The organism is Phytohabitans rumicis (genome assembly GCF_011764445.1).
GTDB lineage: Bacteria > Actinomycetota > Actinomycetes > Mycobacteriales > Micromonosporaceae > Phytohabitans > Phytohabitans rumicis.
Genome location: NZ_BLPG01000001.1, coordinates 2,779,846 through 2,801,423, shown reverse-complemented (window position 1 = coordinate 2,801,423; position 21,578 = coordinate 2,779,846). Strand labels below are relative to the sequence as shown.

Here is a 21,578-nt window from a genome sequence, read left to right as displayed (position 1 = left end):
ATCTCCTTTCCGCGACCGTTTGCCCTTGATCGACGCGAAAGTCCTTGATCGACGGAGCGGGGGAGGGTGGGTAGCGCGGCGTCGATCGGGGGGTCAACGCGGTACGGCGTCGGCGGTGCTGGCTCGGCGGGCGGCGGTCAGGCCCGAGCGGATCGTGCGCGCTGTCTCGTACGCCCCGAGGCCGGCGGCGCGGGCGGCGTGGGTGAGCGCGTCGGTGACCTCGTGCTCACCGAGGTGCCCGGCGGCGGCCAGCCGGCCCAGGCTGCGCGCCGCCCGGTAGAGCGTGTTGTTGCGCTGCCCCACCGGCGCCGACCGGACCCGGATCGCCTCGTTGTCGAGTGCGGCCGCGGCGTACCGGGTCGGGTAGCGCACGACCGGGGGTGGGGGCGGGGCGGCGGCATCACCAGCGAGATCAGCTCGGACGGGCAGTCCGGGGCGGGACCGTGCCGGATCCATCTGTAGCGGCGGCCGTTCGCGTGGATGGACGGGGGCGCGACGACGTACCCGTCCTTGCCCCGCCAGTCGACGCCGGGCAGCACCCGTACGCGGTTGGGCGCGCCGGTCGCCGCGAAGTACAGGTGGAGGCCGCCGGAGCCGGTGCGTACGGCGGGGACGGCGGCGTCGTCGACGAGTGCGCTCAGCAGCCGCAGCCCCACGGGAGTGTCCACGTCGCACACGTCGACGGTGACGCCGGTGCGGAGCCCCACGTTCGCGCGCGGCCAGGCGGTCCACCACCGTACGACCTGGTCCGGGTCGGTGGTCGCCTGGTGCAGGCCGGCGGTGATGAGCCGCGGGTGCCACCGCGGGTGCTTGCCGGGGCGGTCGCAGTGCGGGCGGCGGCAGGAGCAGCGGCCGCCGCCGCCACCGGTGTGCAGCGGGAGGACCGGCACGCCGCTGGCCGCGTACCACAGGGCGGTGGCGAGCGGCTCCACGCCGCCAGTCTATCGAACAAGTGTCCTAATAGCTCGCCTTCTGTGTAGCGGATGGTTGCTCCCCGTGAATGTCGTACCGGTGGGTTAGCTTCTGACGCGATGGCCGTACCCGAATTTTTGTCGCTTGCGCAGGCCCGCCGGATCGCGTTGGCCGCGCAAGGCTTCGCGGACCCCGCGCCGGCGGGGCCGCCCACCATGCGGCACGTGCGCCGCGTGCTCGCGCGCACCGGACTGTTGCAGATGGACTCGGTCAACGTCCTGCAGCGGGCCCACTACCTGCCGCTTTACAGCCGGCTGGGGCCATACCCGACCGGGCTGCTCGACCGGGCCGCCTACGGGCGCCCGCGGGAGCTGTTCGAGTACTGGGGGCATGAGGCGTCGCTGATCCCGGTGGCGCTGCATCCCGCGCTGCGCTGGCGGATGGCCGCGGCCAGCACCGACTCGTGGGGCGGCATGCGGCGCATCGCGGACGAGCAGCCGGAGCTGGTCGCCTGGGTGCTCGACGAGGTGCGCGTCAACGGCCCGCTGACCGCGGCGGAGATCGAGCACGACGCGCCGCGCGAAACCGGCAACTGGGGGTGGAACTGGTCGGCCGTCAAGCGGGCGCTGGAATACCTGTTCTGGTCCGGTGAGGTCGCCGCCGCCACGCGCAACGGCAACTTCGGCCGCGTCTACGACCTGGCCGAGCGGGTGCTGCCCGCCGAGGTGCTGGCCGCGCCGACACTCGCGCCCGCCGAGGCGTACCGGGAGCTGGTGGCCGTGAGCGCGCGGGCCCTGGGCGTGGCCGCGGAGTTCGAGCTGCGCGACTACTTCCGGCTGCCGGTCGCCGGTGCCCGCACGGCGATCGCCGAGCTGGTCGAGGCCGGCGTGCTGCGGCCGGTCACGGTGCGCGGGTGGCGGCAGCCGGCATATCTGCACGCCGAGGCCAAGCTGCCGCGCTGGGTGCGGGGCGACCGGCTGATCAGCCCGTTCGACCCGCTGATCTGGGAGCGGGCGCGCACCGAGCGGCTCTTCGACTTCACCTACCGCATCGAGATCTACGTGCCCGCGCCGCGCCGCGTCTTCGGGTACTACGTGCTGCCGTTCCTGCAAGGCGAGCGGTTCACCGCCCGCGTCGACCTCAAGGCCGACCGCAAGGCCGGCGTGCTGCGCGTGCCGGCGGCCTGGCTGGAGCCGGGCGCCGACCCCGGCGAGACGGCGGAGGCCCTCGCCGTCGAATTGAGCCGCCTGGCCGGCTGGTTGGGCCTGTCGGAGGTGTCGCCGCCCGAGCGGGGAGACCTCCAGTTCAAGAGCGTCACCGGTGTACGGTGACAGCGTGACCAGCGTGGCCGATCCGACCGCCGCCCCGCCGCCCTACTACGTGCCGCCACCGCCCAACCGGTTCGTCCGGTTGATGGCCCGGGCGCCGAAGTGGCTGGCCCCGGTCTCGGTCCTGGGCTGCATCGCCGCGGCGGCCGGCTACACCATGCTCGCCGACCCCACCGAGAGCCGTGCCGACGCGGCCCCGACCTGCCTGCTCAAGCTGACCACCGGGCTGGACTGTCCAGGCTGTGGGGGCACCCGCGCGTTCTGGTACGTCCTGCACGGCAACCTGCCCGCCGCGGCCCGCCACCACGCGCTCTTCGTGTTCGCGCTGCCGTTCCTGCTCTACCTGTACGTGGCCTGGACCGGGCAGCGGGTCTTCAAGCGCAAGCTGCCCCCATTGCGCATCACGCCCACCATGATCGGCGTGTTCCTGGCCGTATGGCTGGGCTTCAGCATCCTGCGCAACCTCCCCTGGGCCCCTTTCACCTGGTTCTACGTGTAGCCTCCCACCGCCCTCCGCCCTGCCCCCTCCTGCGCGTGCGCCGCTTCCCGCGGCATGTGGCGCTCATGGGCTTTGCCCGTCGATCAAGGGCATACGGTCGTGGTTTGATCTCCAAACCACGGCCATTTCTCCTTGATCGACGCGAAATCCCTTGATCGACGCGGTCCACGCTGCGCCCGTCCCGTCTACGCGTCCGTTCGGAGGACTGGCGCGTCTTTTCTTGGTGGTCGCGGCGCCGGGCGTACACCAATGGGGGCGCCCCACTCCCGTGCGAGCGCCCAAAGCCCTCAGCGACGCCAAGAGCCTTCAGCGCCCTCGGGTGATCATGAAGTTGTCGCCCGCGAGAGCGCTCCCTTCGGGCGATAACTTCATGATCACCGCGGCGGGTCGGGGTGGTCGGGTGGGCAGGCCCTACAGGCGGGTGGGGACTGCGGCCGTTTGCCCTTGATCGGTGAGGAAGTCCTTGATCGGCGCGCGTCACGCGGGCGCGGCAGCCGGCACCCGGCGGATGTCGATGTCGCCACTCACCGTGCGTACGTCGAGGCTGAGGTCGTGCCCGCCCTCGCCGCCGCCCGTGCCCATGTCGAGATCGTTGCGGGTGTGCCCCGACAGCGTGCTGACGTCCAGCCAGACGCCCGTGCCGCTGCGTACGCCGACCGAGACCGCACCGGACGTCGTGCGGACCTTGACGGTGCCACGCTGGGCCGTCCCGATCCGGACCGAGCCGGAGGCGGACTTGGCGGACACGCCCGCGCCGGCCTCGCCGACCTCGACGTTGCCGCTGGCCAGGTTGGTGTCGACCAGGCCGCCGACGTGCCGGGCGGAGACGTCACCGGCCGCGCCGCCCACCTGCAACTCGCCGTCGACCTGGCCGGCCGTCACGTCGCCGCTCGCGATCTTCACCCGTGCGTCGCCGGTGACGTGCTCGAAGGAGATGTCGCCGGAGGCGCTGTTTACGTCGATGGCGGCGAAGCGGCCGCGACAGGCGGTGTCGGCCGACGCCGCCTTGAGCCGGAGTGAACTGTCCAGCGGCACCCGGATGGTGACCTGGATGGCGGCGGAGCGGCGGCCGAGCCAGCCGCCTTCGGGAGCGGTCACGGTGAGCGTGTCGCCGTGAAATTCAATCTTGGTGCGCTCGGCGGCCTCGTCGGAGCCGTTGCCGAACGACTCGACGTCCACGACCGTGGTGTCGCGCTCCTCGGCGGTGATCTCCAGAGCGCCACTGGCCAGCTTGACGACGACGTTGACCGGCCGGGGAGAGGGGAACTCGGGCATGACTCCTCCTTGGAGTGAATCAGGCTCGGCCGTAGCCGGTGATCCGGCGGGCGGCGTTGCCTCTGCGGGGTGGGGTTGCCGGACCGGCGGGACCGGCCTGGACGGCGGACTGCACCGCGCGGACAAGCCACGCGTTGACCGAGACGCCCTCCGCTGCCGCCGCCTGCTCCACCGAGTCCTTGAGCGACTCGGGGAGGCGCAGCGTGATGCGGGCGACGTCACCGGTAGGCTCGGATGGCGGCACAGTGACGTCATTGACCCGCTCGACGTCGGTGACGACGAGGTCGGCCTGGCGTCCGCGCAGGCGTACCTCGACCGTTGTCGCCGGTAGCCGCGCGGTGATCTCGTCGGCCGCGTCGGACAGCACCTCCAGCAGGCACAGCCGGACGGAGGCGTCGAGCGCGCCGGCCAGCAACTCGGCGGCGCGGGCGACATCCGGCCCGCCGGGAGCCGCACTGGCGGCGAGGTCGCGCCGGAGAGCGTCGAGATACGGTGCCAGGTCCATGACATCACTATGACATCACCATGACGTCATTCGCAAGGCCCGCAGGACCGGGGGCCGTGCCCCCGCCCCGGCGCGTCCTGCGCGCCGATCAAGGACTTTCACGTCGATCAAGGGCATACGGTCGCGGATCGGAGATCAAACCACGGCCGTATGCCCTTGATCGACGGCAGAGGGCCGCGCAACGCGCGCTGCGCCCGCGTCCCGCACGGCGGGCGCGGCGGGCCGCGGGGCGCGGCGGGCCGCGCGGGCAGCGCGTACGGCGCAGGGCGGGGACCGAGGGAAGGGCGGTGGGGAGGCGGGCGTAGGGGCGGTGTCGGCGTGGGAGTGTCGGTAGGGTCGGTTACGCTCCCGGGCATGCCGGATGTAGTCCCGCCCCAGGTCAAACTCATCGCTTGGACGCACTTTGAGGCGCCGGACGACGTGCCGTGGTCGACCGACGCCGACGGGGGTCAGGCGCTCGCCGAGTTCGCCGGCCGTGCCTGCTACCAGTCGTGGAAGAAGCCCAACCCGGCCACCGCCACCAACGAGGGCTACCTCGCGCACATCCTCGAGGTCGGTCACCTGTCCGTGCTGGAGCACGGCTCGGTCACGTTCTATTTCACCGGAGTGTCGCGCTCGTTCACGCACGAGCTGATCCGGCACCGGCACCTGTCGTACTCCCAGCTGTCGCAGCGCTACGTGCCTGAGCGGGAGGCCGCGATGGTCGAGCCGTCGGTGATCGCCGAGGACGCGGAGCTGCACAAGAAGTTCGTCGAGGCCACCGAGGCCAGCCTGCGCGCCTACAACGAGCTGCTGGAGGGCCTGGAGCGCAAGTTCGCCGACGTCGCCAACGGCACGCTGCGCCGCAAGCAGGCCCGGCAGGCGGCGCGCGCGGTGCTGCCCAACGCCACCGAGACGCGGATCGTGGTCACCGGCAACTACCGTGCGTGGCGGCACTTCGTCGCGATGCGTGCCACCGAGGCGGCCGACGTCGAGATCCGTGAGCTGGCCGTGGAGTGCCTGCGCCAGTTGCAGGGCGTCGCGCCGAACGTTTTCAACGACTTCACCATCTCCACGCTTGACGACGGCACGGAGATTGCGTCCAGCCCGTATGCTCAGCTGCCCTAACCACTTCGGGCGTCCTGCGCGGGTCCGCTAGGTTGTCAAGCATGACGCACGACCACCGACCCTTCGGGCGGTTGCTCACCGCGATGGTGAGCCCGTTCCGCGCCGACGGCTCGCTCGACGTTGAGGGAGCGGCCCGGCTCGCCACTTACCTGGTGGATGAGCAGGCCAACGACGCGCTGGTGATCAACGGCACCACCGGCGAGTCGCCCACCACCTCCGACGGGGAGAAGGAGCAGCTCATCCGGGCGGTGGTGGAGGCCGTCGGCGATCGCGCGAAAGTGGTCGCCGGCGTGGGCACCAACGACACGCGTCACACGATCGAATTGGCGGCCTCGGCGGAAAAGGCCGGCGCGCACGGGCTGCTCGTGGTCACGCCGTACTACAACAAGCCGCCGCAGGCCGGCCTGGTCAAGCACTTCACCGCGGTCGCCGACGAGTCCGGGCTGCCGATTCTCGTCTACGACATCCCGCACCGCACCGGCACCGCGATCGCGACCGAGACGCTGGCCCGGCTCGCCGAGCACCCGCGGATCGTCGGTGTGAAGGACGCCAAGGGGGACCTGACCGCCACCTCGTGGGTCACCAAGCGCACCGACCTGGCCATCTACTCCGGCGATGACGCGATGACGCTGCCGCTGCTGGCCGTTGGCGGCGTCGGCCTCGTGGGCACCTCCACCCACCTGTCTGGCACGCGGGCCAAGCAGATGATCGATGCCTACGAGAGCGGGGCAATTGACATCGCGCTGGACCTGCACCACCAGCTGTTGCCGATCTTCACGGGCGTCTTCCGCTGCCCGGGCACGACGCTGGTCAAGGCCGCGATGAACCTGCGTGGCCTGCCCGCCGGTCCGGTACGGCCCCCGTTGATCGACGCGACCGATGCCGAGATAGCGCAGCTCCGCGAAGACAGCGCCGCCGCGGGACTTCCTCTATGACCGGGGCACACCTCGACCTCGAGCTTCCGCCGCCGCTGCCGCAGGGCGGGCTCCGGATCGTCCCGCTCGGCGGCCTCGGCGCCATCGGCCGCAACATGACCGTTTTCGAGTACGACGGAAAGCTGCTCGTCGTCGACTGTGGCGTGCTCTTTCCCGACGTGGAGCAGCCGGGCGTCGACCTGATCCTGCCGGACTTCACGTCGATCCTGGACCGGCTGGCCGACGTACAGGCGATCGTCCTCACCCACGGGCACGAGGACCACATCGGCGCGGTGCCGTACCTGCTCGCCCACAAGCCGGACATCCCGCTGGTGGGTTCGCAGTTCACGCTGGCGCTGGTCGAGGCGAAGCTGGCGGAGCGGCGGATCGAGCCGTACGCGCTGACCGTGCGGGAGGGGCGGCGGGAGCGGCTCGGCCCGTTCGAGTGCGAGTTCTTCGCGGTCAACCACTCGATCCCGGACGCGCTCGCGGTCGCGATCCGTACGCCGGCCGGCCTGGTGCTGCACACCGGCGACTTCAAGATGGACCAGCTCCCGCTGGACGGCCGGATCACCGACCTGGCCGGCTTCGCGCGGCTCGGCGCGGAGGGCGTCGACCTGCTGCTGTCCGACTCGACCAACGCGGAGATCCCGGGTTCGTCACCCCGGAGCGGGACATCGGGCCGGTGCTGGACTCGATCTTCTCCAAGGCGACCGGCCGGATCATCGTGGCCAGCTTCGCCTCGCACGTGCACCGCGTGCAGCAGGTGCTCGACTCGGCGTACGAGTACGACCGCAAGGTCGCCTTCATCGGCCGGTCGATGGTGCGCAACATGGGCATCGCCCGCGACCTCGGCCTCTTGCGGATCCCCGGTGGCCTGGTGGTCGGCCTGGACGAGGCCACCTCGCTGCCACCCGACCGGATCGTGCTGATGTCGACCGGTTCGCAGGGCGAGCCGATGAGCGCGCTGGGCCGCATGGCCACCGGTGACCACCGGCACATCACGGTGGCGCCGGGCGACACCGTGGTGCTCGCGAGCTCGCTGGTGCCGGGCAACGAGACGTCCGTCTACCGGGTCATCAACCAGCTCTCCCGGGCGGGTGCGACGGTGATCCACAAGGACGTCGCCAAGGTGCACGTCTCCGGCCACTCGCCGGCGGGTGAGCTGCTTTACCTGCTCAACGTCGTACGGCCGAGCAACCTGATGCCGGTGCACGGCGAGTGGCGCCACCTGCGCGCGCACGCCCGGCTGGGCATCGAGTCGGGCATCGCCGCGGACCGGATCGTGCTCTGCGAAGACGGCGACGTCGTCGATCTGGTCGACGGCCACGCGCGGCTCGTCGGGCACGTCAAGAGCCGGTACGTCTACGTCGACGGCCTGGCGGTCGGCGACGTCGGCGAGTCGCTGCTTACCGAGCGGCGGATCCTCGGCGACGGTGGCTTCATCGCGGCGACCGTGGTGGTCGACTCGGTCACCGGCAAGGTCGTCGGCGGTCCCACCGTGTCCACCAAGGGCTTCAGCGAGGACCCGGCGGCGTTCAACGCGGTCGTACCGCTGATCACCGAGGCGCTCGACCGGGCCGCGCTGGAGGGCGTCACCGACCCGCACCAGCTCCAGCAGATCGTCCGCCGGGTGGTCGGGCGCTGGGTCAACGAGGCGTACCGCCGGCGGCCGATGATCGTGCCAACCGTCGTCGAGGTGTAGCAGCCTTTACGCTATCTGCTACATCGCAGACTGCGGTGTAGCGATCATGGTCCGTGGGCGTCTCCATGCTGTCCTCAGCAAGAAGCGGTGCCCGGCTCGCACCCGGGCACCGCAGTGGCCCTCACCCAAATGCCAAGAGCGGCGGGCGTTTCCCATCCGCGACCTGGCCGGCGTCGCGGTGGTCGCGGTCGTGACCCGCGGGTTCGGCCTGCCGACGCCATTGGCCGTGCCCGTGCTCCTCTTCACCGCCACCGAACACCCACACCTTTGGTCAGGTGAAACGCGCTCTCGTGCGGGCCTGGGAGCAACGCGCCGATGATTAGCTCGGAAAGACACACCGAGCGCGCTTCCGTCCGCCGACAGCACGGTGTACCGTCACAGCGTCATGTCGGAAGGAATCATCGCCTACTGCTACATAGCAGAATGCTAGTTGGCGAAAGGTGAGCGTGGCCTGATGGGCATCGGGGAGTCCCCCGCCGCGGCGCGGCGTCGCGTGCGCCTCGCACTCCGCAGGGCGCGGGACGCGCGCGGACTGACCCAGCAGCAGGTCGCGGATGGGCTCGACTGGAGTCTGTCCAAAGTCAACCGCCTGGAAAAGGGCGAGGTCACCGTTTCCCGTACGGACTTGCTGGCGCTCCTGGAAATGTACGGCGTGGCCGATTCAGCGGTGATCGACGATTTGGTCGGCGCGGCCCGCAGATCGCGCCAACGCGGGTGGTACGACGAGCCGCGCTATCGCGAAACCCTCACCACCGCGATGCTTCAGCTCTACCAGTTCGAGGCCGAGGCGACCGCGATTCGCTTCTACCATTCCACGCTGATCCCGGGCCTGTTGCAGACTCCGGCGTACGCCGAATACATCCTCAATTTCTGGCAGCAGGAGCTCGCCGATTCGGTGCGGGCGGCGCGGCTGGAGACGCGGATACACCGCCGGGGCCACGTATTCGATCGCGACGATCCGCCGGATTACCTGCTGATCCTTGACGAGTCCGTCCTGCACCGCGAGGTCGGCGGGCCCAAGGTGATGGCCGAGCAGCTGCGTGACCTGCTCAACATGATGGCACGGCCCAACATGCACGTGCGGGTCCTACCGCTGCGGGAAGCGGCGATCCTGGCCATGCTCGGACCGTTTCAGCTTTTCGACCTCGGCGATGAGGAAAACGCGGTCCTTTATCGGGAAACCGTGTTGAAGGACGAGATCCTTTTCGCCGGCGAGGCGATCGATCGCCACCGCGGCTACTTCGAACAGATGTGGAGTCAAGCCTTTCCGGAGGACGCCTCGGCTCGCCTGATCGAGGCGCAGGCGGCAGCCATGCTGTCCGCACTCGATCGATATCAGCCCACCTGAGTCCCGCGAATCAACGGGTTTCAGGGGTGATTACTGCCCGTTGTCGCGCGCACGCCTGGGGAGATCCAGTCCGCTACAACGAGTAGTAAGGAATCCATCTGACCATGTCGCAACCATCTCTGGTGTGGCGCAAGAGCCAGCGCTGCGAGTCGAACGCCTGCGTCGAGTGGGCGCCTACCAACGACGGTGTCGCCCTGCGCGACTCCAAGGATCCTGACGGCGCGGTCCTGCTCTTCTCGCGCGCCGAATGGGCAGCCTTCCTGACTGATCTCAAGCAGGACGGCGTTGCTGGCTAGCTGCACCTGTTGACATAAACGCATTGACGGGTTTGATCTTTCGATCGGGCCCGTCATTGTCATTTCGGCGGCCACTCAATGAGCGCGACTAGTATGCCCATCTTGCCCGGGTTCGTCCGGCCGTCTTGTGCCGATTTCTCGCACGCCCCTTTTGTGGGACGCGCCGACTTCGTAAGGTAGTCATACCTTGACACAGTGGAGTCGGTGATGGCAGACACCGCAAACCCCCGTTGGCGAAAGAGTTCCCGCTGCGATTCCAGCACCTGTCTGGAGGTGGCCCGCGTGGCGGACCGGGTCATTGTGCGGGACAGCGCGGATCCGAGTGGTCCGACGCTGACGTTCTCGCCCGGCGACTGGACGGCGTTTATCCGTACGGTGATCGGTTCACTACGGAGTGATCTTTCTTTGTGAGATGGGCCACTGATCGCTCATTCATCCGCGTCTAGCTCTTCCCACGTACCCCGAATTGCCTACTGGGGACGGCTTTGCGGAGGTGACGCGGATGGACCGCAGGCGTGCGCTGGCGATAGGTCTGGTCCTGGCGGCGGTCGGAGCCGCTGCCGGAGTCACGATCCCGGCTGTGGCGACGACGAAGCCGCGGACCGTGGCCCCGGACGTCGAGCCTGAGCTCCTCGCTGCCCTGCAGCGCGACCTCGGACTGACCGCCAACCAGGCGCGCGGGCGGTTGAGCGCCGAGCGGGCCGCCACGCGTACCGTCGCGGATCTTCGAGACGACGCGGCCGGAGCCTGGGGTGGGGCCTGGCTCAGCGCGGACGCCGGCCGGCTGACCGTCGCGGTGACCGATCCCGCGCTCGCTGACGAGGTCCGGGCGGCCGGCGCCGAGCCGAAGGTCGTCGCGCGCAGCGCCGGCGAGCTCGACGCGGTCAAGCGGAGCCTGGACGACCGGGCCGGCGTGGCGACGCCGGACCTGCCCGGCTGGTACGTCGACGTCGCCTCGAACTCGGTCGTCGTGCTCGCCGCGCAGGGTGCGGAGGACGCGGCGCGGTCGTTCGCCGAGGCGAGCGGCGTGCCCGCGGAGAGCGTGCGGGTCGTGTCGACGGACGAGACGCCGGTGCCGCTCTTCGACGTACGCGGTGGGGATCCCTACTTCATCAACGGCAGCGCGCGCTGCTCGATCGGCTTCTCGGTGGTCGGCGGGTTCGTCACGGCCGGCCACTGCGGGCAGCAGGGCGACTCCACGACGGGCTTCAACCAGGAGGCGCAGGGCACGTTCCGGGCGTCGTCGTTCCCCGGCGACGACTACGGCGTGGTCGAGGTCAACGGGGACTGGACCCCGCGCCCGGTGGTCAACGACTTCAACGGCGGCGAGGTCGTCGTCGCCGGCTCCGACGAGGCGCCGGTCGGTGCGTCGGTGTGCCGTTCCGGCTCGACGACCGGCACCCGGTGCGGCGTCATCCAGGCCAAGAACGCGACGGTCAACTACGCCGAGGGCACGGTGACCGGGCTGACCCGGACGAACGTGTGCGCGGAGCCCGGCGACTCGGGCGGCTCGTGGATGTCCGGCGACCAGGCCCAGGGCGTCACGTCGGGCGGCTCGGGCAACTGCACGGTTGGCGGCACGACGTTCTTCCAGCCGCTGAACGAGATTCTCCAGGCCAACGGGCTGACCCTGGTGACCTCGGGCGGCGGGTCGACGCAGCCGCCCGCGACGAGCGCGCCCACCACGGCGCCGCCGACCAGCCAGCCGCCCGCGAGCGGCGGGTGCGCCGACGAGGAGAACACGGTGACTGGCGCGCTGAGCCAGACCGGCGCCCGCCAGTCCCAGCCGAACGGCCGCTTCTTCCGGTCCGGCGCCGGGACGCAGACCGCCTGCCTGGACGGGCCGTCGGGCGCCGACTTCGACCTGCTCCTGCAGCGGTGGAACGGCCGCAACTGGCAGACCGTGGCGCGGGCCTCCGGGCCGAGCGCGGACGAGCAGCTGACCTTCGCCGGAAACGCGGGCGTGTACCGCTACCGGGTGCAGTCCGACCGGGGTGCCGGCGAGTACACGCTGGGGTTCAGCACCCCCTGACAGCATGGCGCCGTGGATGATCCGGTACCTGCCAGCTGGATCCCCCACGGCGCGCGCCGCGGCGGGCGTCGCCTCCTCGCCCGCGGCGGTGGTAAGGGCTCGCAGATGCCGCCTCTCGGGCCGGCGGCGAGGCGGGCCGGGCCGGATGCCGGCGCCCGGGTACGGGGCGCCGGCATCCCGCACATTCTTGAGTACGCGACCCCAGGCCACCTCCCACGGGCGGTCATACCCTGGGGGTCATGGGGTACCGGATCCTCACCACGCTGATTCTCGGGCTGCACTTCGCGTTCCTGGCGTACGTGGTGGTGGGCGGGTTCCTGACCTGGCGCTGGCCGCGGACGATCTGGCTGCACCTGGCCGCGGGGGCCTGGGGCTTCGTGGTGATCGCGGCGAGCCTGACCTGCCCGCTGACGTACGCGGAGGACTGGTCGCGGCGGCGGGCCGGCGAGGCCGGGGTGACCCGTGGGTTCATCGACCGCTACATCGAGGGCGTGATCTATCCGGAGCGCTACACCCATCTGGTGCAGGCGCTCGTGGCGGCCACCGTGCTGGCCTCGTGGGTGGGGTTCGTGGTGAGGCTGCGGCGCCGGGCGGCCGCGCGGATCAAGGATTTCCACGCCGATCAAGGGCAAACGGTCGCGGATTAGAGATCAAACCACGACCGTTTGCCCTTGATCGACCCGCAAGAAGGGCCTGCGGCCCGCGCAAGCTAAGGGAGCTGCATGACCTCGTCTGCGAACTGGGCGCCGGTCACGATCGCGGCGTGCAGGAGGACCGCCAGTTGGGGCGCGGCCACGCCGTACTCCAGGTCGGTGGTGATGTCGCCGGCCAGGATCAGCTCACCCTCCCCGGTGTCGTGCACGTACGCCTTCGGCAGCAGCTTGTCGTGGTTCCAGGCGTTGCAGAACGCGTACGCCTCCATGAGCCGGTCGGCGGGGAGCCGGCGCTGGGCGATCACCCGTACGTGCAGGATCTCGCCGCGCTCGCCCATCCGGTCGAACGTGAACGAGCCCTTGCCCCACTGACCGCCGATCGAGCCGTCCTCGTCCACGAAGTACCGGTCCTCGCGGTCGTCCAGGATCGCGGTGATGGCCTGCACGTTCAGCGGCTCGACCACCTCGTCCCGGCCCTCCGGCGGCAGCCCGACCTCCGGGTCCCACGTCGAGGTGGGCCGGTCCGGCGGCAACTCGATCCCGTCGGTGATGGGCTCGGCCGACATCCAGAGCGCGATCCGGCGGGACTGGTGGTCGGTGCCGTTGCGGGCGTCGAACTGGCTCGCGATCTGGCGCGCCGTGGCGGCGAGGTCGTTGCCGAGCTGCGCCAGGGTCAGGTCGGCCTCGGGGCGGCTCTCGAACGACGGCCGGTGGATGACCCGGTCGGAGTCGCCGGCCAGCCGGCAGACCAGCACGCCGGACGCCGCGAACTCCATCGCGGACGACTCGTCGAACGGCCGGTCCAGCCAGCTCAGGTGCTCGGCGAGGATGTCGAGGCCGCGGTCCACGTGGCCGGTCAGCGCGCAGAACCGGATGTGCTCGGCCAGGTAGGGGAACGCGTCCCGCTCGTGCTTGTGCCGCCGGTACGCCCGCACGTGCGCGCGGGCGGCGTCGTCGTAGCGGCCCAGCCGCAGGTACGGCATGAGCACCGAGACGAGCGCCTTCTCGGGCTGCTCGGCGCACCCGAGCACACCGCTCAGCACCGGCTCGACGGTCTTGAGCGACTCTTCCCATTCGCCCCATCCGGCGAGCATCTCCGCCTGCCGGGACGGGTCGCAGCCGGCGCAGTCGCTGTTCTCGTCGCGCTCGGCCGTACGCCACTGGTCGAACCACCGGCGGGCCTCCGCCTGGTCGCCGACGTGGTCGGCGATCTTGCAGCGGAGGTTGTAGATGGTCTGCATGCTGTGGCCGCCGGCCCGGAAGCGCCGCTCCATGTCGTCGAGCGCGGCCACCGTCTGCGCCAGGCCCACCCGGGGCGTGCTGCGCAGCGTCGCGACCGCCCACTTGTGGTACCAGCGCAGCTGCTCGGCGTCCCAGTCGTCGAACATGGACGGATCGCGGTCGAACGTGGCCAGGCACCAGCCGAACGCGGGCAGCATCCGCCACCGTTCGGTGTGGTTGTTGTACGCGTCGATCAGCTGGATCCGGGCGTCGTACGCGAGCCGGGTGTCGCCCGCGGCGTCGGCGTGCGCGGTGATGCGCTCCAGCTCGGCGATCTTGCCGTCGCCGTCCGGCATGTCTTCGGCCTCGTCGAGGGCGTCCCGCAGGTCGGGCAGGCTGGTCATGAGTTCTCCGTCAGGGGAAGGCTCGGTCTAGCAGTGCGAGGAAGGATCGGTTCAGCGCGGCGGTGTCCACCGCGCGCAAGGGATGGTGCCCGGCGAGCAGGGCCTGGCCGTACAGCGCCTCCACGGCGTGCCGCAGCGCCGGCCCGGGCGGGTACGACGTGAGCTTGCGGATGAGCGGGTGCCGCCAGTTGAAGACCAGCTCCGGCCGGTGCTCCACGGTCACGTCGTCGAACGCGGACAGCACGTCGGACCACAGGTCGTCGACCGCCTCGATGCTGCGTCGCACGGTGTCCTGGGTGCGGGCCTTCTGGCTGATCACGTACAGGGCCGGCATGCTCACCGGGTCGAACTGGCGGATCAGCGGCACGCAGTCCAGCTCGCGCAGCACGGCGCGGGCGGTCTCCAGGAACGGCGCGACCGCCTCCTCCTGGCCGGGCGGGAGCGGGTCGAGCTTCGCGGCCAGCTCACCCGGGTCGAGCCGGCGCACCCGCGCGTCGGGGTCCACCCTGGACAGCCGTTCGAGGATCTCGGTGTCGTAGGCGTACCCGGCGTTGACGACCGGGGTACCGGCCGCGCTGGCGATCGCGGCCAGCGAGCGGAACTCGTCGACCGTCTCGACGTACCGGATCATCGACATGCCGCGGCGGAACGTCCGCAGCGCCATCGTGCCCCGGCTCGTCTCGAACGGCAGCCACGCGTCGACCAGGCGCAGCATCTCGTCGTCGCGGACCGCCAGGGCCTTGACGCCGAGGTGGTGCACGCGCAGGAACGCGGCCAGCCGCTCGGGGTGGTTGACCGACAGGTCCAGCAGCCAGTTGCGGATCTGCTCGCCGAGCCCCTCGCGCACCGTGGAGAGCAGGTCGTCCTCGTACAGCGCCTCGCGGCTCGCGGTCGGCCGCAGCATGCTCGTGTCGACCACGCACCGGACGAAGAACGCCCACTCCGGCACCAGCTTGCTGGCGTCCTCGCTGAGCAGCATCCGCTTCAGGTAGACCCGGTGCCCGCCCTGGCCCACCGCCGCGGGCGAGGCCAGCACGAAGCCGAGGCCACGCAGCCCCGCCTCGGGCACGTTCAGGTCGATGACCTCCATCGGGCGGCTGCCGAGCACGCGCGCGCCGTAGTCGAGGAGCGCGGCCCGCCGTACCTCCGGATCGTCGTGCGCGACCTCCCACGGAGCCTGCGGCTCCGTGATCCGCTGGCCACTCACCGTCACCTCGACGTCCAGCAGATGCGCGTACGACGACGCGAGATCGCGCACGGCCTCGGGAGTGAGCCAGTGCTCGACGCCGGCGCGCGGGCGCAGGGTAACGGTCGTGCCGACGTCCGCGGCGTCCGCCGTGCCCACCGTATAACGGCCGTCCGCGTACCCGGTCCAGCTCACCCCGGACCCACCCTTGGCGGAACGGGACTCGACCTCGATGGCGTCCGCGACCATGAAGCAGGACAGCAGCCCGATGCCGAACTGGCCGAGGTAGTCCTGCCGGGCGAAGCCCAGGTCGTCGCGCTTGGACGTGCGCCCGACGCTGGCGAGGAACGTGTGCACCTCCTCCTCGGTCAGGCCGATCCCGTTGTCGGTGACCCGCAGCGCGCCGTCGGGCAGCGGTTCGATGACCACGCGGCCCGCGGGCGGGTCTTCCTCCGCGGCGCGCCGTGCGGTGATCGCGTCGGTGGCGTTCTGCAACAGCTCGCGTACGTAGACCCGCGGGCTCGCGTACAGATGGTGGCTGAGCAGGTCGACGACGCCGCGCAGGTCGACCTGGAACCGGTGCTCGATCACGCCTTGAGCCCCGCCGCGGCCTCGGCGAGCTGGCAGCCGGTGGAGATGCCACAGCCGAGGAGCTGGTCGAGCTGGCCCTGCGACACGCCGCGCTCCAGGTCGGTGGTGACCTCGCCGAAGACCCGGACCGTGCCGTCGTCGTTGACGTGCACGAACGCCTTGGGCCACAGCCGATCGTGGTTCCACTCGTTGCAGAACGCGTACAGCCGCGGCACGTCGTCGACCGTGAACTCCGTCGCGGCGAGCGTGCGGACCTGGAGCATCTCGCCCTTCGAGCCGCGCCGGAAGAAGTAGATGAGGTTGTCGTCCCACATCCCGCCGATGTCGCCATCGTCGTCGGTGCCGAAGTTGTATCCACGGGCGCTGAGCACGGCCGCGATCAGCTCGTTCGTCAGCGGCGCGAGGGTCTGCACCTCGCCGTCGGATGGCATGCGAGAAATTCCCTTCGGTTCTTGGTGCCCTTGAGACCGGGTTACGTCAAGTACGCGGGGCACGATACGACGGCCACGCCAACTGTCGGTTAAGACCCCAGACACGCTGCCAAAAGCGAGGATTCGCCGATCCTCGACGCTACCGTGTGATCCTATGGCGGGCCGTACCACTCAGGCGAGCCGGCGGCGCGGCGCGACGACGACGCGGGCCGCGAGCGCCCGTGCCCGCCAGACGGCCCGTTCCCGCGCTCGACGTTCCAACGGAGCCGGCCTCGCCGTCCTTGCCGGACGCGCCGTCGGCGCGGTCTGGATGGGTGTCGCCCACAGCATCGGCTGGGTGGTGCGGGGCGTCGGCCGGCAGGCCGCCACCGCCCGCGACCTCGACCCGGAACACCGGCGCGACGGCGCCGGCCTGCTGATGCTGGGCATCGCGATCCTCACCGGCGTCGCGGTCTGGTTCTCCGCCGGCGGGCCGGTCGGCGAGCGGGTGGCCGACACGGTACGGCTGTTCTTCGGCGCGATCTCCGCCGCGCTCCCGCTGCTGCTGCTCGTGTACGCGATACGCCTGATGCGCGAGCCCGGCGACCCGGCGACCCGGGGCCGGGGCGTGGTCGGCTGGTTCGCGCTCATCGTCTCCGCGGCCGGCCTGCTGCACCTCGCCCAGGACCCGACCACCAACGCGCAGCGCGACTACGCGGGCGGCCTCATCGGTGCCGGCCTCGGCGAGCTGCTGGCGCGGGCGGTCACCGAGTGGGTGGCGGTCCCGCTGCTGATCCTGCTGCTGCTCTTCGGCCTGCTGGTGATCACCGCCACACCGATCAACAAGGTGCCCGAGCGGCTGGGGCTGCTGGTGGCGTCGGTGCTGGGCCGGCCGCTGCCGTCGTCCGAACCGGAAGAGGATCTCGACGAAGAAGAGCCGCTTCCTGCCCGGCGTCGGCCCTCGCGCCGGCGTCAGGCCAGCCTCGCCGCGGAGGAAGCGGACGAGGACGAAGTCGTCCACGACACCGTCGTGCTGCCGCGCAAGCCGCCCGCCGCGGTGCCGGCCGCCCGCAAGGTCGTCGAGCCGCCGGAGCACTCGCCGCCGCCCACCCGGGCCGAGCAGCTGGCCATCACCGGCATGGCCGGCGACTACAAGTTGCCCCCGCCCAACCTGCTCAAGCAGGGCGTCGCCGCTAAGACCCGCAGCAAGGCCAACGACGAGGTCATCGCCGCCCTCCAGGGCGTATTCGAGCAGTTCGACGTGGACGCCGCGGTCACCGGGTTCACCCGCGGGCCCACGGTCACCCGGTACGAGGTGGAGCTCGGCCACGGCGTCAAGGTCGAGCGGATCACCCAGCTGTCGCGCAACATCGCGTACGCGGTGAAGTCCCCCGACGTACGCATCCTGAGCCCGATCCCGGGCAAGAGCGCGGTCGGCGTGGAGATCCCGAACTCCGACCGGGAAGACGTGGCGCTCGGCGACGTGCTGCGCTCGCGCACCGCCACCAGCGACCACCACCCGATGCTGGTCGCCCTTGGCAAGGACATCGAGGGCGGGTACGTGGTGGCCAACCTGGCCAAGATGCCGCATATCCTCATCGCCGGCGCGACCGGTGCCGGCAAGTCGTCGTGCCTCAACTCGCTGCTGGTGTCGATCCTGTCCCGGGCCACCCCGGACGAGGTGCGGCTGGTCCTGATCGACCCGAAGCGGGTGGAGATGACCTCGTACGAGGGCATCCCGCACCTGGTCACGCCCATCATCACCAACCCGAAGAAGGCGGCCGAGTCGCTCGACTGGGTCGTGCGCGAGATGGACATGCGGTACGACGACCTGGCCGCCGCCGGCGTACGGCACATCGACGACTACAACCGCAAGGTGCGGGCCGGCCAGATCAAGCCGCCCCCGGGCAGTGAGCGGGAGATCCGCCCGTACCCGTATCTGCTGGTCGTCGTCGACGAGCTGGCCGACCTGATGATGGTGGCGCCGCGCGACGTCGAGGACTCGGTGGTCCGCATCACCCAGCTGGCCCGGGCCGCCGGCATCCACCTGGTGCTGGCCACCCAGCGCCCCTCGGTCGACGTGGTCACCGGCCTGATCAAGGCGAACGTGCCGTCCCGGCTGGCGTTCGCGACGTCCTCGCTCGCCGACTCGCGGGTCATCCTCGACCAGCCCGGCGCGGAAAAGCTGATCGGCCGCGGCGACGGGCTCTTCCTGCCGATGGGCGCGTCCAAGCCGATCCGCATCCAGGGCGCCTGGGTCGCCGAGACCGAGATCAACGACATCGTCAAGCACTGCAAGGGGCAGCGCGAGCCGGAGTTCCGGCCGGACGTGCTGACCCCGGTGCAGGACCCGAAGAAGAAGATCGACGAGGAGGTCGGCGACGACCTCGACCTGCTGATCCAGGCGATCGAGCTGGTGGTGACGTCGCAGTTCGGGTCGACGTCGATGCTCCAGCGCAAGCTGCGGGTCGGCTTCGCCAAGGCGGGCCGGCTGATGGACCTGATGGAGACCCGCGGCATCGTCGGCCCGTCCGAGGGTTCCAAGGCGCGCGACGTGCTGGTCAAGCCGGACGAGCTGGAAGAGGCGCTGGCGCAGCTCCGGCCCGAGTGAGGCTCTATTGTCAATGAGTGGATGATTTAGAGTCGCTTTCGCTGCTGACCGACCCCGTGCGGCGGTCGGCGTACCAGGCGGTCGCCGCCGCCGGCGCCGAGCCGGTGGGGCGGGACGAGGTGGCCGCGGCGCTCGGCGTCGGGCGCACCCTGGCGGCCTTCCACCTCGACAAGCTCGTGGACGCCGGCCTGCTCGAGGCGTCGTACGCCCGCCGCTCCGGCCGCTCCGGCCCGGGTGCCGGCCGCCCGGCCAAGCTGTACCGGCGGTCCGGCGTCGAGCGAGCGGTCAGCGTGCCGCCGCGGGCGTACCGGTCGGCGGCCGAGCTGCTGGCCGAGGCGGTGGAGCGCGCCGGCGCCGACGAGACGCTGTACGAGGTGGCGCGCGCCCACGGCCGTTCCGCGTCCGGTGCGGACCTCGTCGGGGAGATCGTGGCGCGCGGCTATGAGCCGGTGGTCGAAGGCGACACGATCCGGCTGCGCAACTGCCCGTTCCACGTACTCGCGGAGGGGTTTCCGCCGCTGGTCTGCGGGATGAACCTGGCGCTGCTGTCGGGCCTGCTGGAGGAAGTGCCGGGCTGGCAGGCCAGGCTCGCGCCGGCGCCGGGGCAGTGTTGCGTCGTGCTCTCTAAAAACAACTCTGATGGTTTATAGTGCGGTGGTGACTTCGTTTCATCTGGCGCAGCTCAACGTCGCCTCCCCCGCGCCCCGATCGACGACCCGTCCATGGCCGGCTTCGTCAAGGAACTCGAGGTGATCAACGCCCTCGCCGACGCCGCACCCGGCTTCGTGTGGCGCCTGGTCGGCGAGGGCTCGGACGACGCGACGGCGCTGCGGCCGTTCGGCCCGGACCTGATGGTCAACATGTCCGTGTGGGAGTCGGTGGAGGCCCTGCGCGACTTCACCTACCGCGACGCCGACCACCTCGAGCAGCTGCGCCGCCGGCGGGAGTGGTTCTCGCACACGGGGCTCGGCTCGCACCTCGTGCTGTGGTGGATCCCGGCCGGCACGATCCCGACCCTGCAGGAGGCTCGGGAGCGGCTGGCCCTGCTGGACGCCAACGGCCCCGGCCCGGACGCCTTTACCCTGCGTACGCCGTACGACAGCCCTTGATCGGCGGGACTACCGGGGCTTGGCGGCGCCGCGCCGGCGCCCACCGACCCGGATGCCCGCGGAGAAGGCCGCCGCGCCCTTGGTCCCGGTCGTCGACGGTGCCGCGGCCGTGCGGGCGCCCGGCTTGGCAGACGCGCTCTGGCCGCCCCGTCGCCGGCCGCCGGTGCGCCGCGGCTGCTCGGTGGCGGTCCTGTCGCCCGTGCGTCGGGCCGGCTCGGTGGCGGGACGGTCGGCGGCGGCGATGAACGCGCGGGGCCCGGGAGCGAGCTCGGTGAGGAGCGGGTGGCCGGGGCGCAGCCGCGTGGTCGACGGCTTGATGCCGGCCAGCCGGGTCAGCTCGCGAACGTTCTGGACCTGCTCGTCGGTCATCAGCGTGACGACGGTCCCGGCCGCGCCGGCGCGGGCGGTGCGGCCGGACCGGTGCAGGTACGCCTTGTGCTCCTGCGGCGGGTCGGCGTGAATGACCAGCGCGACGTCGTCGACGTGGATGCCGCGCGCCGCGATGTCCGTCGCCACCAGGGTCGTCACGTTGCCGCTGGAGAAGGCGTCCAGGTTGCGGCTACGGGCCGCCTGCGCGAGGTTGCCGTGCAGCTCGACGGCCGGCACGCCGGCGTCGACGAGCCGCCGCGTCAGCGTCCGGGCGCCGCGCTTCGTGCGGGCGAACACCAGAGTGCGACCCGGCGCGGCCGCGAGGTCGATGAGGACCGGGAGCCGGTCGTCCCGGCTGACGTGCAACACGTGGTGGGCCATGGCGGCCACCGGCGACCGCGCCGAGTCCACGCTGTGCGTGACGGGGTCGGTCAGGAACCGGCGCACCAGCACGTCCACGCCCGCGTCCAGCGTCGCGGAGAAGAGCAGCCGCTGCCCGTTCTTCGGGGTCTGGTCCAGCAGCCGCCGTACGACCGGCAGGAAGCCGAGGTCGGCCATGTGGTCGGCCTCGTCCAGCACCGTGACCTCCACCGCGTCCAGCCGGGCATGGCCCGCGCTGACGTGGTCGTCCAGCCGGCCCGGGCAGGCCACCAGGATGTCGACGCCCGCGCGCAGGCCGCGGATCTGCGGGTTCGCACCCACCCCGCCGAAAACGGTGAGCGTGCGCAGCGACAGGGCCTGTGCCAGCGGGGCGATCGTGGCCTCGATCTGAGTGGCCAGCTCGCGGGTGGGCGCGAGGATCAGCGCGCGCGGACGGCCGGGGAGCCGCGGCGTGCCGCTGGCCGCCAACCGGGCCAGCACGGGCAGGGCGAACGCGTACGTCTTACCCGATCCGGTGCGCCCGCGGCCGAGGACGTCGCGCCCGGCCAGGGTGTCGGGCAGCGTCGCCGTCTGGATCGGGAACGGCGCGCTGATGCCGGCGGCCGCGAGCGCCCTGACGAGCACGGTTGGCACGCCAAGGTCGGTGAACGTAGAGGGCACAGGGGTGGTGCGGGGGCGGCGTGCCGCCATGAAGTCTCCGAACGTAGCAGGGCCGCCCTGTA

The 21,578-nt window shown here is 71.1% G+C and carries 19 protein-coding genes and 1 pseudogene; 13 read left to right on the top strand and 7 right to left on the bottom strand.

Annotation, left to right across the window (positions count from 1 at the left end; translation table 11 throughout):
• Positions 1–137: 137 nt before the first annotated feature.
• On the bottom strand, positions 138–932 hold the full coding sequence (locus Prum_RS12085; RefSeq protein WP_246277830.1) for a bifunctional DNA primase/polymerase: 795 nt from the start codon (positions 930–932) through the stop codon (positions 138–140).
• 99 nt (positions 933–1,031) lie between these two features.
• On the opposite strand from Prum_RS12085, the gene Prum_RS12080 reads away from it, so the two are divergent.
• Entirely contained in the window at positions 1,032–2,243 is a 1,212-nt protein-coding gene (locus tag Prum_RS12080) for a winged helix-turn-helix domain-containing protein (protein ID WP_173076489.1), read from the top strand.
• A 4-nt stretch (positions 2,244–2,247) separates the two neighbouring features.
• Entirely contained in the window at positions 2,248–2,739 is a 492-nt protein-coding gene (locus tag Prum_RS12075) for a DUF2752 domain-containing protein (protein ID WP_371871225.1), read from the top strand.
• A 477-nt stretch (positions 2,740–3,216) separates the two neighbouring features.
• Here the strand turns inward: Prum_RS12075 and Prum_RS12070 are convergent, their stop codons facing one another.
• Positions 3,217–4,014, bottom strand: a complete 798-nt coding sequence (locus tag Prum_RS12070) for a DUF4097 family beta strand repeat-containing protein (protein ID WP_173076487.1) — start codon at positions 4,012–4,014, stop codon at positions 3,217–3,219.
• Between the two features lie 19 nt (positions 4,015–4,033).
• Positions 4,034–4,519, bottom strand: a complete 486-nt coding sequence (locus Prum_RS12065; protein ID WP_173076485.1) for a YlcI/YnfO family protein — start codon at positions 4,517–4,519, stop codon at positions 4,034–4,036.
• A gap of 354 nt (positions 4,520–4,873) precedes the next feature.
• Between Prum_RS12065 and thyX the strand changes: the two genes are divergently transcribed.
• From thyX to Prum_RS12025, 8 genes and pseudogenes are all read left to right on the top strand, one after another.
• Positions 4,874–5,626, top strand: coding sequence for an FAD-dependent thymidylate synthase (thyX, locus tag Prum_RS12060; protein ID WP_173076483.1), 753 nt, complete (start codon positions 4,874–4,876; stop codon positions 5,624–5,626).
• A gap of 41 nt (positions 5,627–5,667) precedes the next feature.
• Positions 5,668–6,561, top strand: coding sequence for a 4-hydroxy-tetrahydrodipicolinate synthase (gene dapA / locus Prum_RS12055; RefSeq protein WP_173076481.1), 894 nt, complete (start codon positions 5,668–5,670; stop codon positions 6,559–6,561).
• A pseudogene (locus Prum_RS12050) lies at positions 6,558–8,245 on the top strand (ribonuclease J). Before dapA ends, Prum_RS12050 begins: the two are co-directional and overlap by 4 nt.
• Before the next feature lie 454 nt (positions 8,246–8,699).
• Complete coding sequence (locus tag Prum_RS12045; RefSeq protein WP_173076479.1) at positions 8,700–9,593, top strand: helix-turn-helix domain-containing protein; 894 nt, start codon at positions 8,700–8,702, stop codon at positions 9,591–9,593.
• A gap of 104 nt (positions 9,594–9,697) precedes the next feature.
• Positions 9,698–9,889, top strand: a complete 192-nt coding sequence (locus Prum_RS12040) for a DUF397 domain-containing protein (RefSeq protein WP_173076477.1) — start codon at positions 9,698–9,700, stop codon at positions 9,887–9,889.
• A 207-nt stretch (positions 9,890–10,096) separates the two neighbouring features.
• On the top strand, positions 10,097–10,300 hold the full coding sequence (locus tag Prum_RS12035; RefSeq protein WP_173083675.1) for a DUF397 domain-containing protein: 204 nt from the start codon (positions 10,097–10,099) through the stop codon (positions 10,298–10,300).
• A gap of 91 nt (positions 10,301–10,391) precedes the next feature.
• Positions 10,392–11,921 carry a S1 family peptidase gene (locus Prum_RS12030; RefSeq protein ID WP_173076475.1) on the top strand — a complete coding sequence of 510 codons (1,530 nt, stop codon included), beginning with the start codon at positions 10,392–10,394 and terminating at the stop codon, positions 11,919–11,921.
• 239 nt (positions 11,922–12,160) lie between these two features.
• A complete protein-coding gene (locus Prum_RS12025) occupies positions 12,161–12,568 on the top strand; it encodes a DUF2784 domain-containing protein (protein WP_173076473.1) in 408 nt (135 codons plus the stop codon).
• A 62-nt stretch (positions 12,569–12,630) separates the two neighbouring features.
• Here Prum_RS12025 and Prum_RS12020 read toward each other — a convergent pair whose 3' ends face one another.
• From Prum_RS12020 to Prum_RS12010, 3 genes are read right to left on the bottom strand one after another with little or no spacing between them, the layout of a single operon-like run.
• A complete protein-coding gene (locus Prum_RS12020; protein ID WP_173076471.1) occupies positions 12,631–14,199 on the bottom strand; it encodes a type III secretion system chaperone family protein in 1,569 nt (522 codons plus the stop codon).
• A 10-nt stretch (positions 14,200–14,209) separates the two neighbouring features.
• Positions 14,210–15,976 (bottom strand): HSP90 family protein, encoded by a 1,767-nt coding sequence (locus Prum_RS12015; protein WP_308785350.1) that lies wholly within the window; start codon positions 15,974–15,976, stop codon positions 14,210–14,212.
• Positions 15,973–16,407 (bottom strand): type III secretion system chaperone family protein, encoded by a 435-nt coding sequence (locus tag Prum_RS12010; protein WP_173076469.1) that lies wholly within the window; start codon positions 16,405–16,407, stop codon positions 15,973–15,975. Before Prum_RS12010 ends, Prum_RS12015 begins: the two co-directional genes overlap by 4 nt.
• A gap of 154 nt (positions 16,408–16,561) precedes the next feature.
• On the opposite strand from Prum_RS12010, the gene Prum_RS12005 reads away from it, so the two are divergent.
• The 3 genes from Prum_RS12005 to Prum_RS11995 all read left to right on the top strand — a co-directional run bounded on the left by Prum_RS12005 (position 16,562) and on the right by Prum_RS11995 (position 20,106).
• Positions 16,562–18,997, top strand: coding sequence for a DNA translocase FtsK 4TM domain-containing protein (locus Prum_RS12005; protein WP_173076467.1), 2,436 nt, complete (start codon positions 16,562–16,564; stop codon positions 18,995–18,997).
• 17 nt (positions 18,998–19,014) lie between these two features.
• Complete coding sequence (locus tag Prum_RS12000) at positions 19,015–19,647, top strand: helix-turn-helix transcriptional regulator (protein ID WP_173076465.1); 633 nt, start codon at positions 19,015–19,017, stop codon at positions 19,645–19,647.
• 72 nt (positions 19,648–19,719) lie between these two features.
• Positions 19,720–20,106 (top strand): DUF3291 domain-containing protein, encoded by a 387-nt coding sequence (locus tag Prum_RS11995; RefSeq protein ID WP_246277829.1) that lies wholly within the window; start codon positions 19,720–19,722, stop codon positions 20,104–20,106.
• 9 nt (positions 20,107–20,115) lie between these two features.
• Here the strand turns inward: Prum_RS11995 and Prum_RS11990 are convergent, their stop codons facing one another.
• Positions 20,116–21,546, bottom strand: a complete 1,431-nt coding sequence (locus tag Prum_RS11990; RefSeq protein WP_173076463.1) for a DEAD/DEAH box helicase — start codon at positions 21,544–21,546, stop codon at positions 20,116–20,118.
• Positions 21,547–21,578 lie beyond the last annotated feature (32 nt).

Excerpts from the sequence above, each read along its gene's own strand:
- Prum_RS12080 (WP_173076489.1), top strand. The coding sequence starts at position 1,032 with ATGGCCGTACCCGAATTTTTGTCGCTTGCGCAGGCCCGCCGGATCGCG.
- Prum_RS12070 (WP_173076487.1), bottom strand. The coding sequence starts at position 4,014 with ATGCCCGAGTTCCCCTCTCCCCGGCCGGTCAACGTCGTCGTCAAGCTG.
- Prum_RS12065 (WP_173076485.1), bottom strand. The coding sequence starts at position 4,519 with ATGGACCTGGCACCGTATCTCGACGCTCTCCGGCGCGACCTCGCCGCC.
- thyX (WP_173076483.1), top strand. The coding sequence starts at position 4,874 with ATGCCGGATGTAGTCCCGCCCCAGGTCAAACTCATCGCTTGGACGCAC.
- dapA (WP_173076481.1), top strand. The coding sequence starts at position 5,668 with ATGACGCACGACCACCGACCCTTCGGGCGGTTGCTCACCGCGATGGTG.
- Prum_RS12045 (WP_173076479.1), top strand. The coding sequence starts at position 8,700 with ATGGGCATCGGGGAGTCCCCCGCCGCGGCGCGGCGTCGCGTGCGCCTC.
- Prum_RS12040 (WP_173076477.1), top strand. The coding sequence starts at position 9,698 with ATGTCGCAACCATCTCTGGTGTGGCGCAAGAGCCAGCGCTGCGAGTCG.
- Prum_RS12035 (WP_173083675.1), top strand. The coding sequence starts at position 10,097 with ATGGCAGACACCGCAAACCCCCGTTGGCGAAAGAGTTCCCGCTGCGAT.
- Prum_RS12030 (WP_173076475.1), top strand. The coding sequence starts at position 10,392 with ATGGACCGCAGGCGTGCGCTGGCGATAGGTCTGGTCCTGGCGGCGGTC.
- Prum_RS12025 (WP_173076473.1), top strand. The coding sequence starts at position 12,161 with ATGGGGTACCGGATCCTCACCACGCTGATTCTCGGGCTGCACTTCGCG.
- Prum_RS12020 (WP_173076471.1), bottom strand. The coding sequence starts at position 14,199 with ATGACCAGCCTGCCCGACCTGCGGGACGCCCTCGACGAGGCCGAAGAC.
- Prum_RS12010 (WP_173076469.1), bottom strand. The coding sequence starts at position 16,407 with ATGCCATCCGACGGCGAGGTGCAGACCCTCGCGCCGCTGACGAACGAG.
- Prum_RS12005 (WP_173076467.1), top strand. The coding sequence starts at position 16,562 with ATGGCGGGCCGTACCACTCAGGCGAGCCGGCGGCGCGGCGCGACGACG.
- Prum_RS11995 (WP_246277829.1), top strand. The coding sequence starts at position 19,720 with ATGGCCGGCTTCGTCAAGGAACTCGAGGTGATCAACGCCCTCGCCGAC.
- Prum_RS11990 (WP_173076463.1), bottom strand. The coding sequence starts at position 21,546 with ATGGCGGCACGCCGCCCCCGCACCACCCCTGTGCCCTCTACGTTCACC.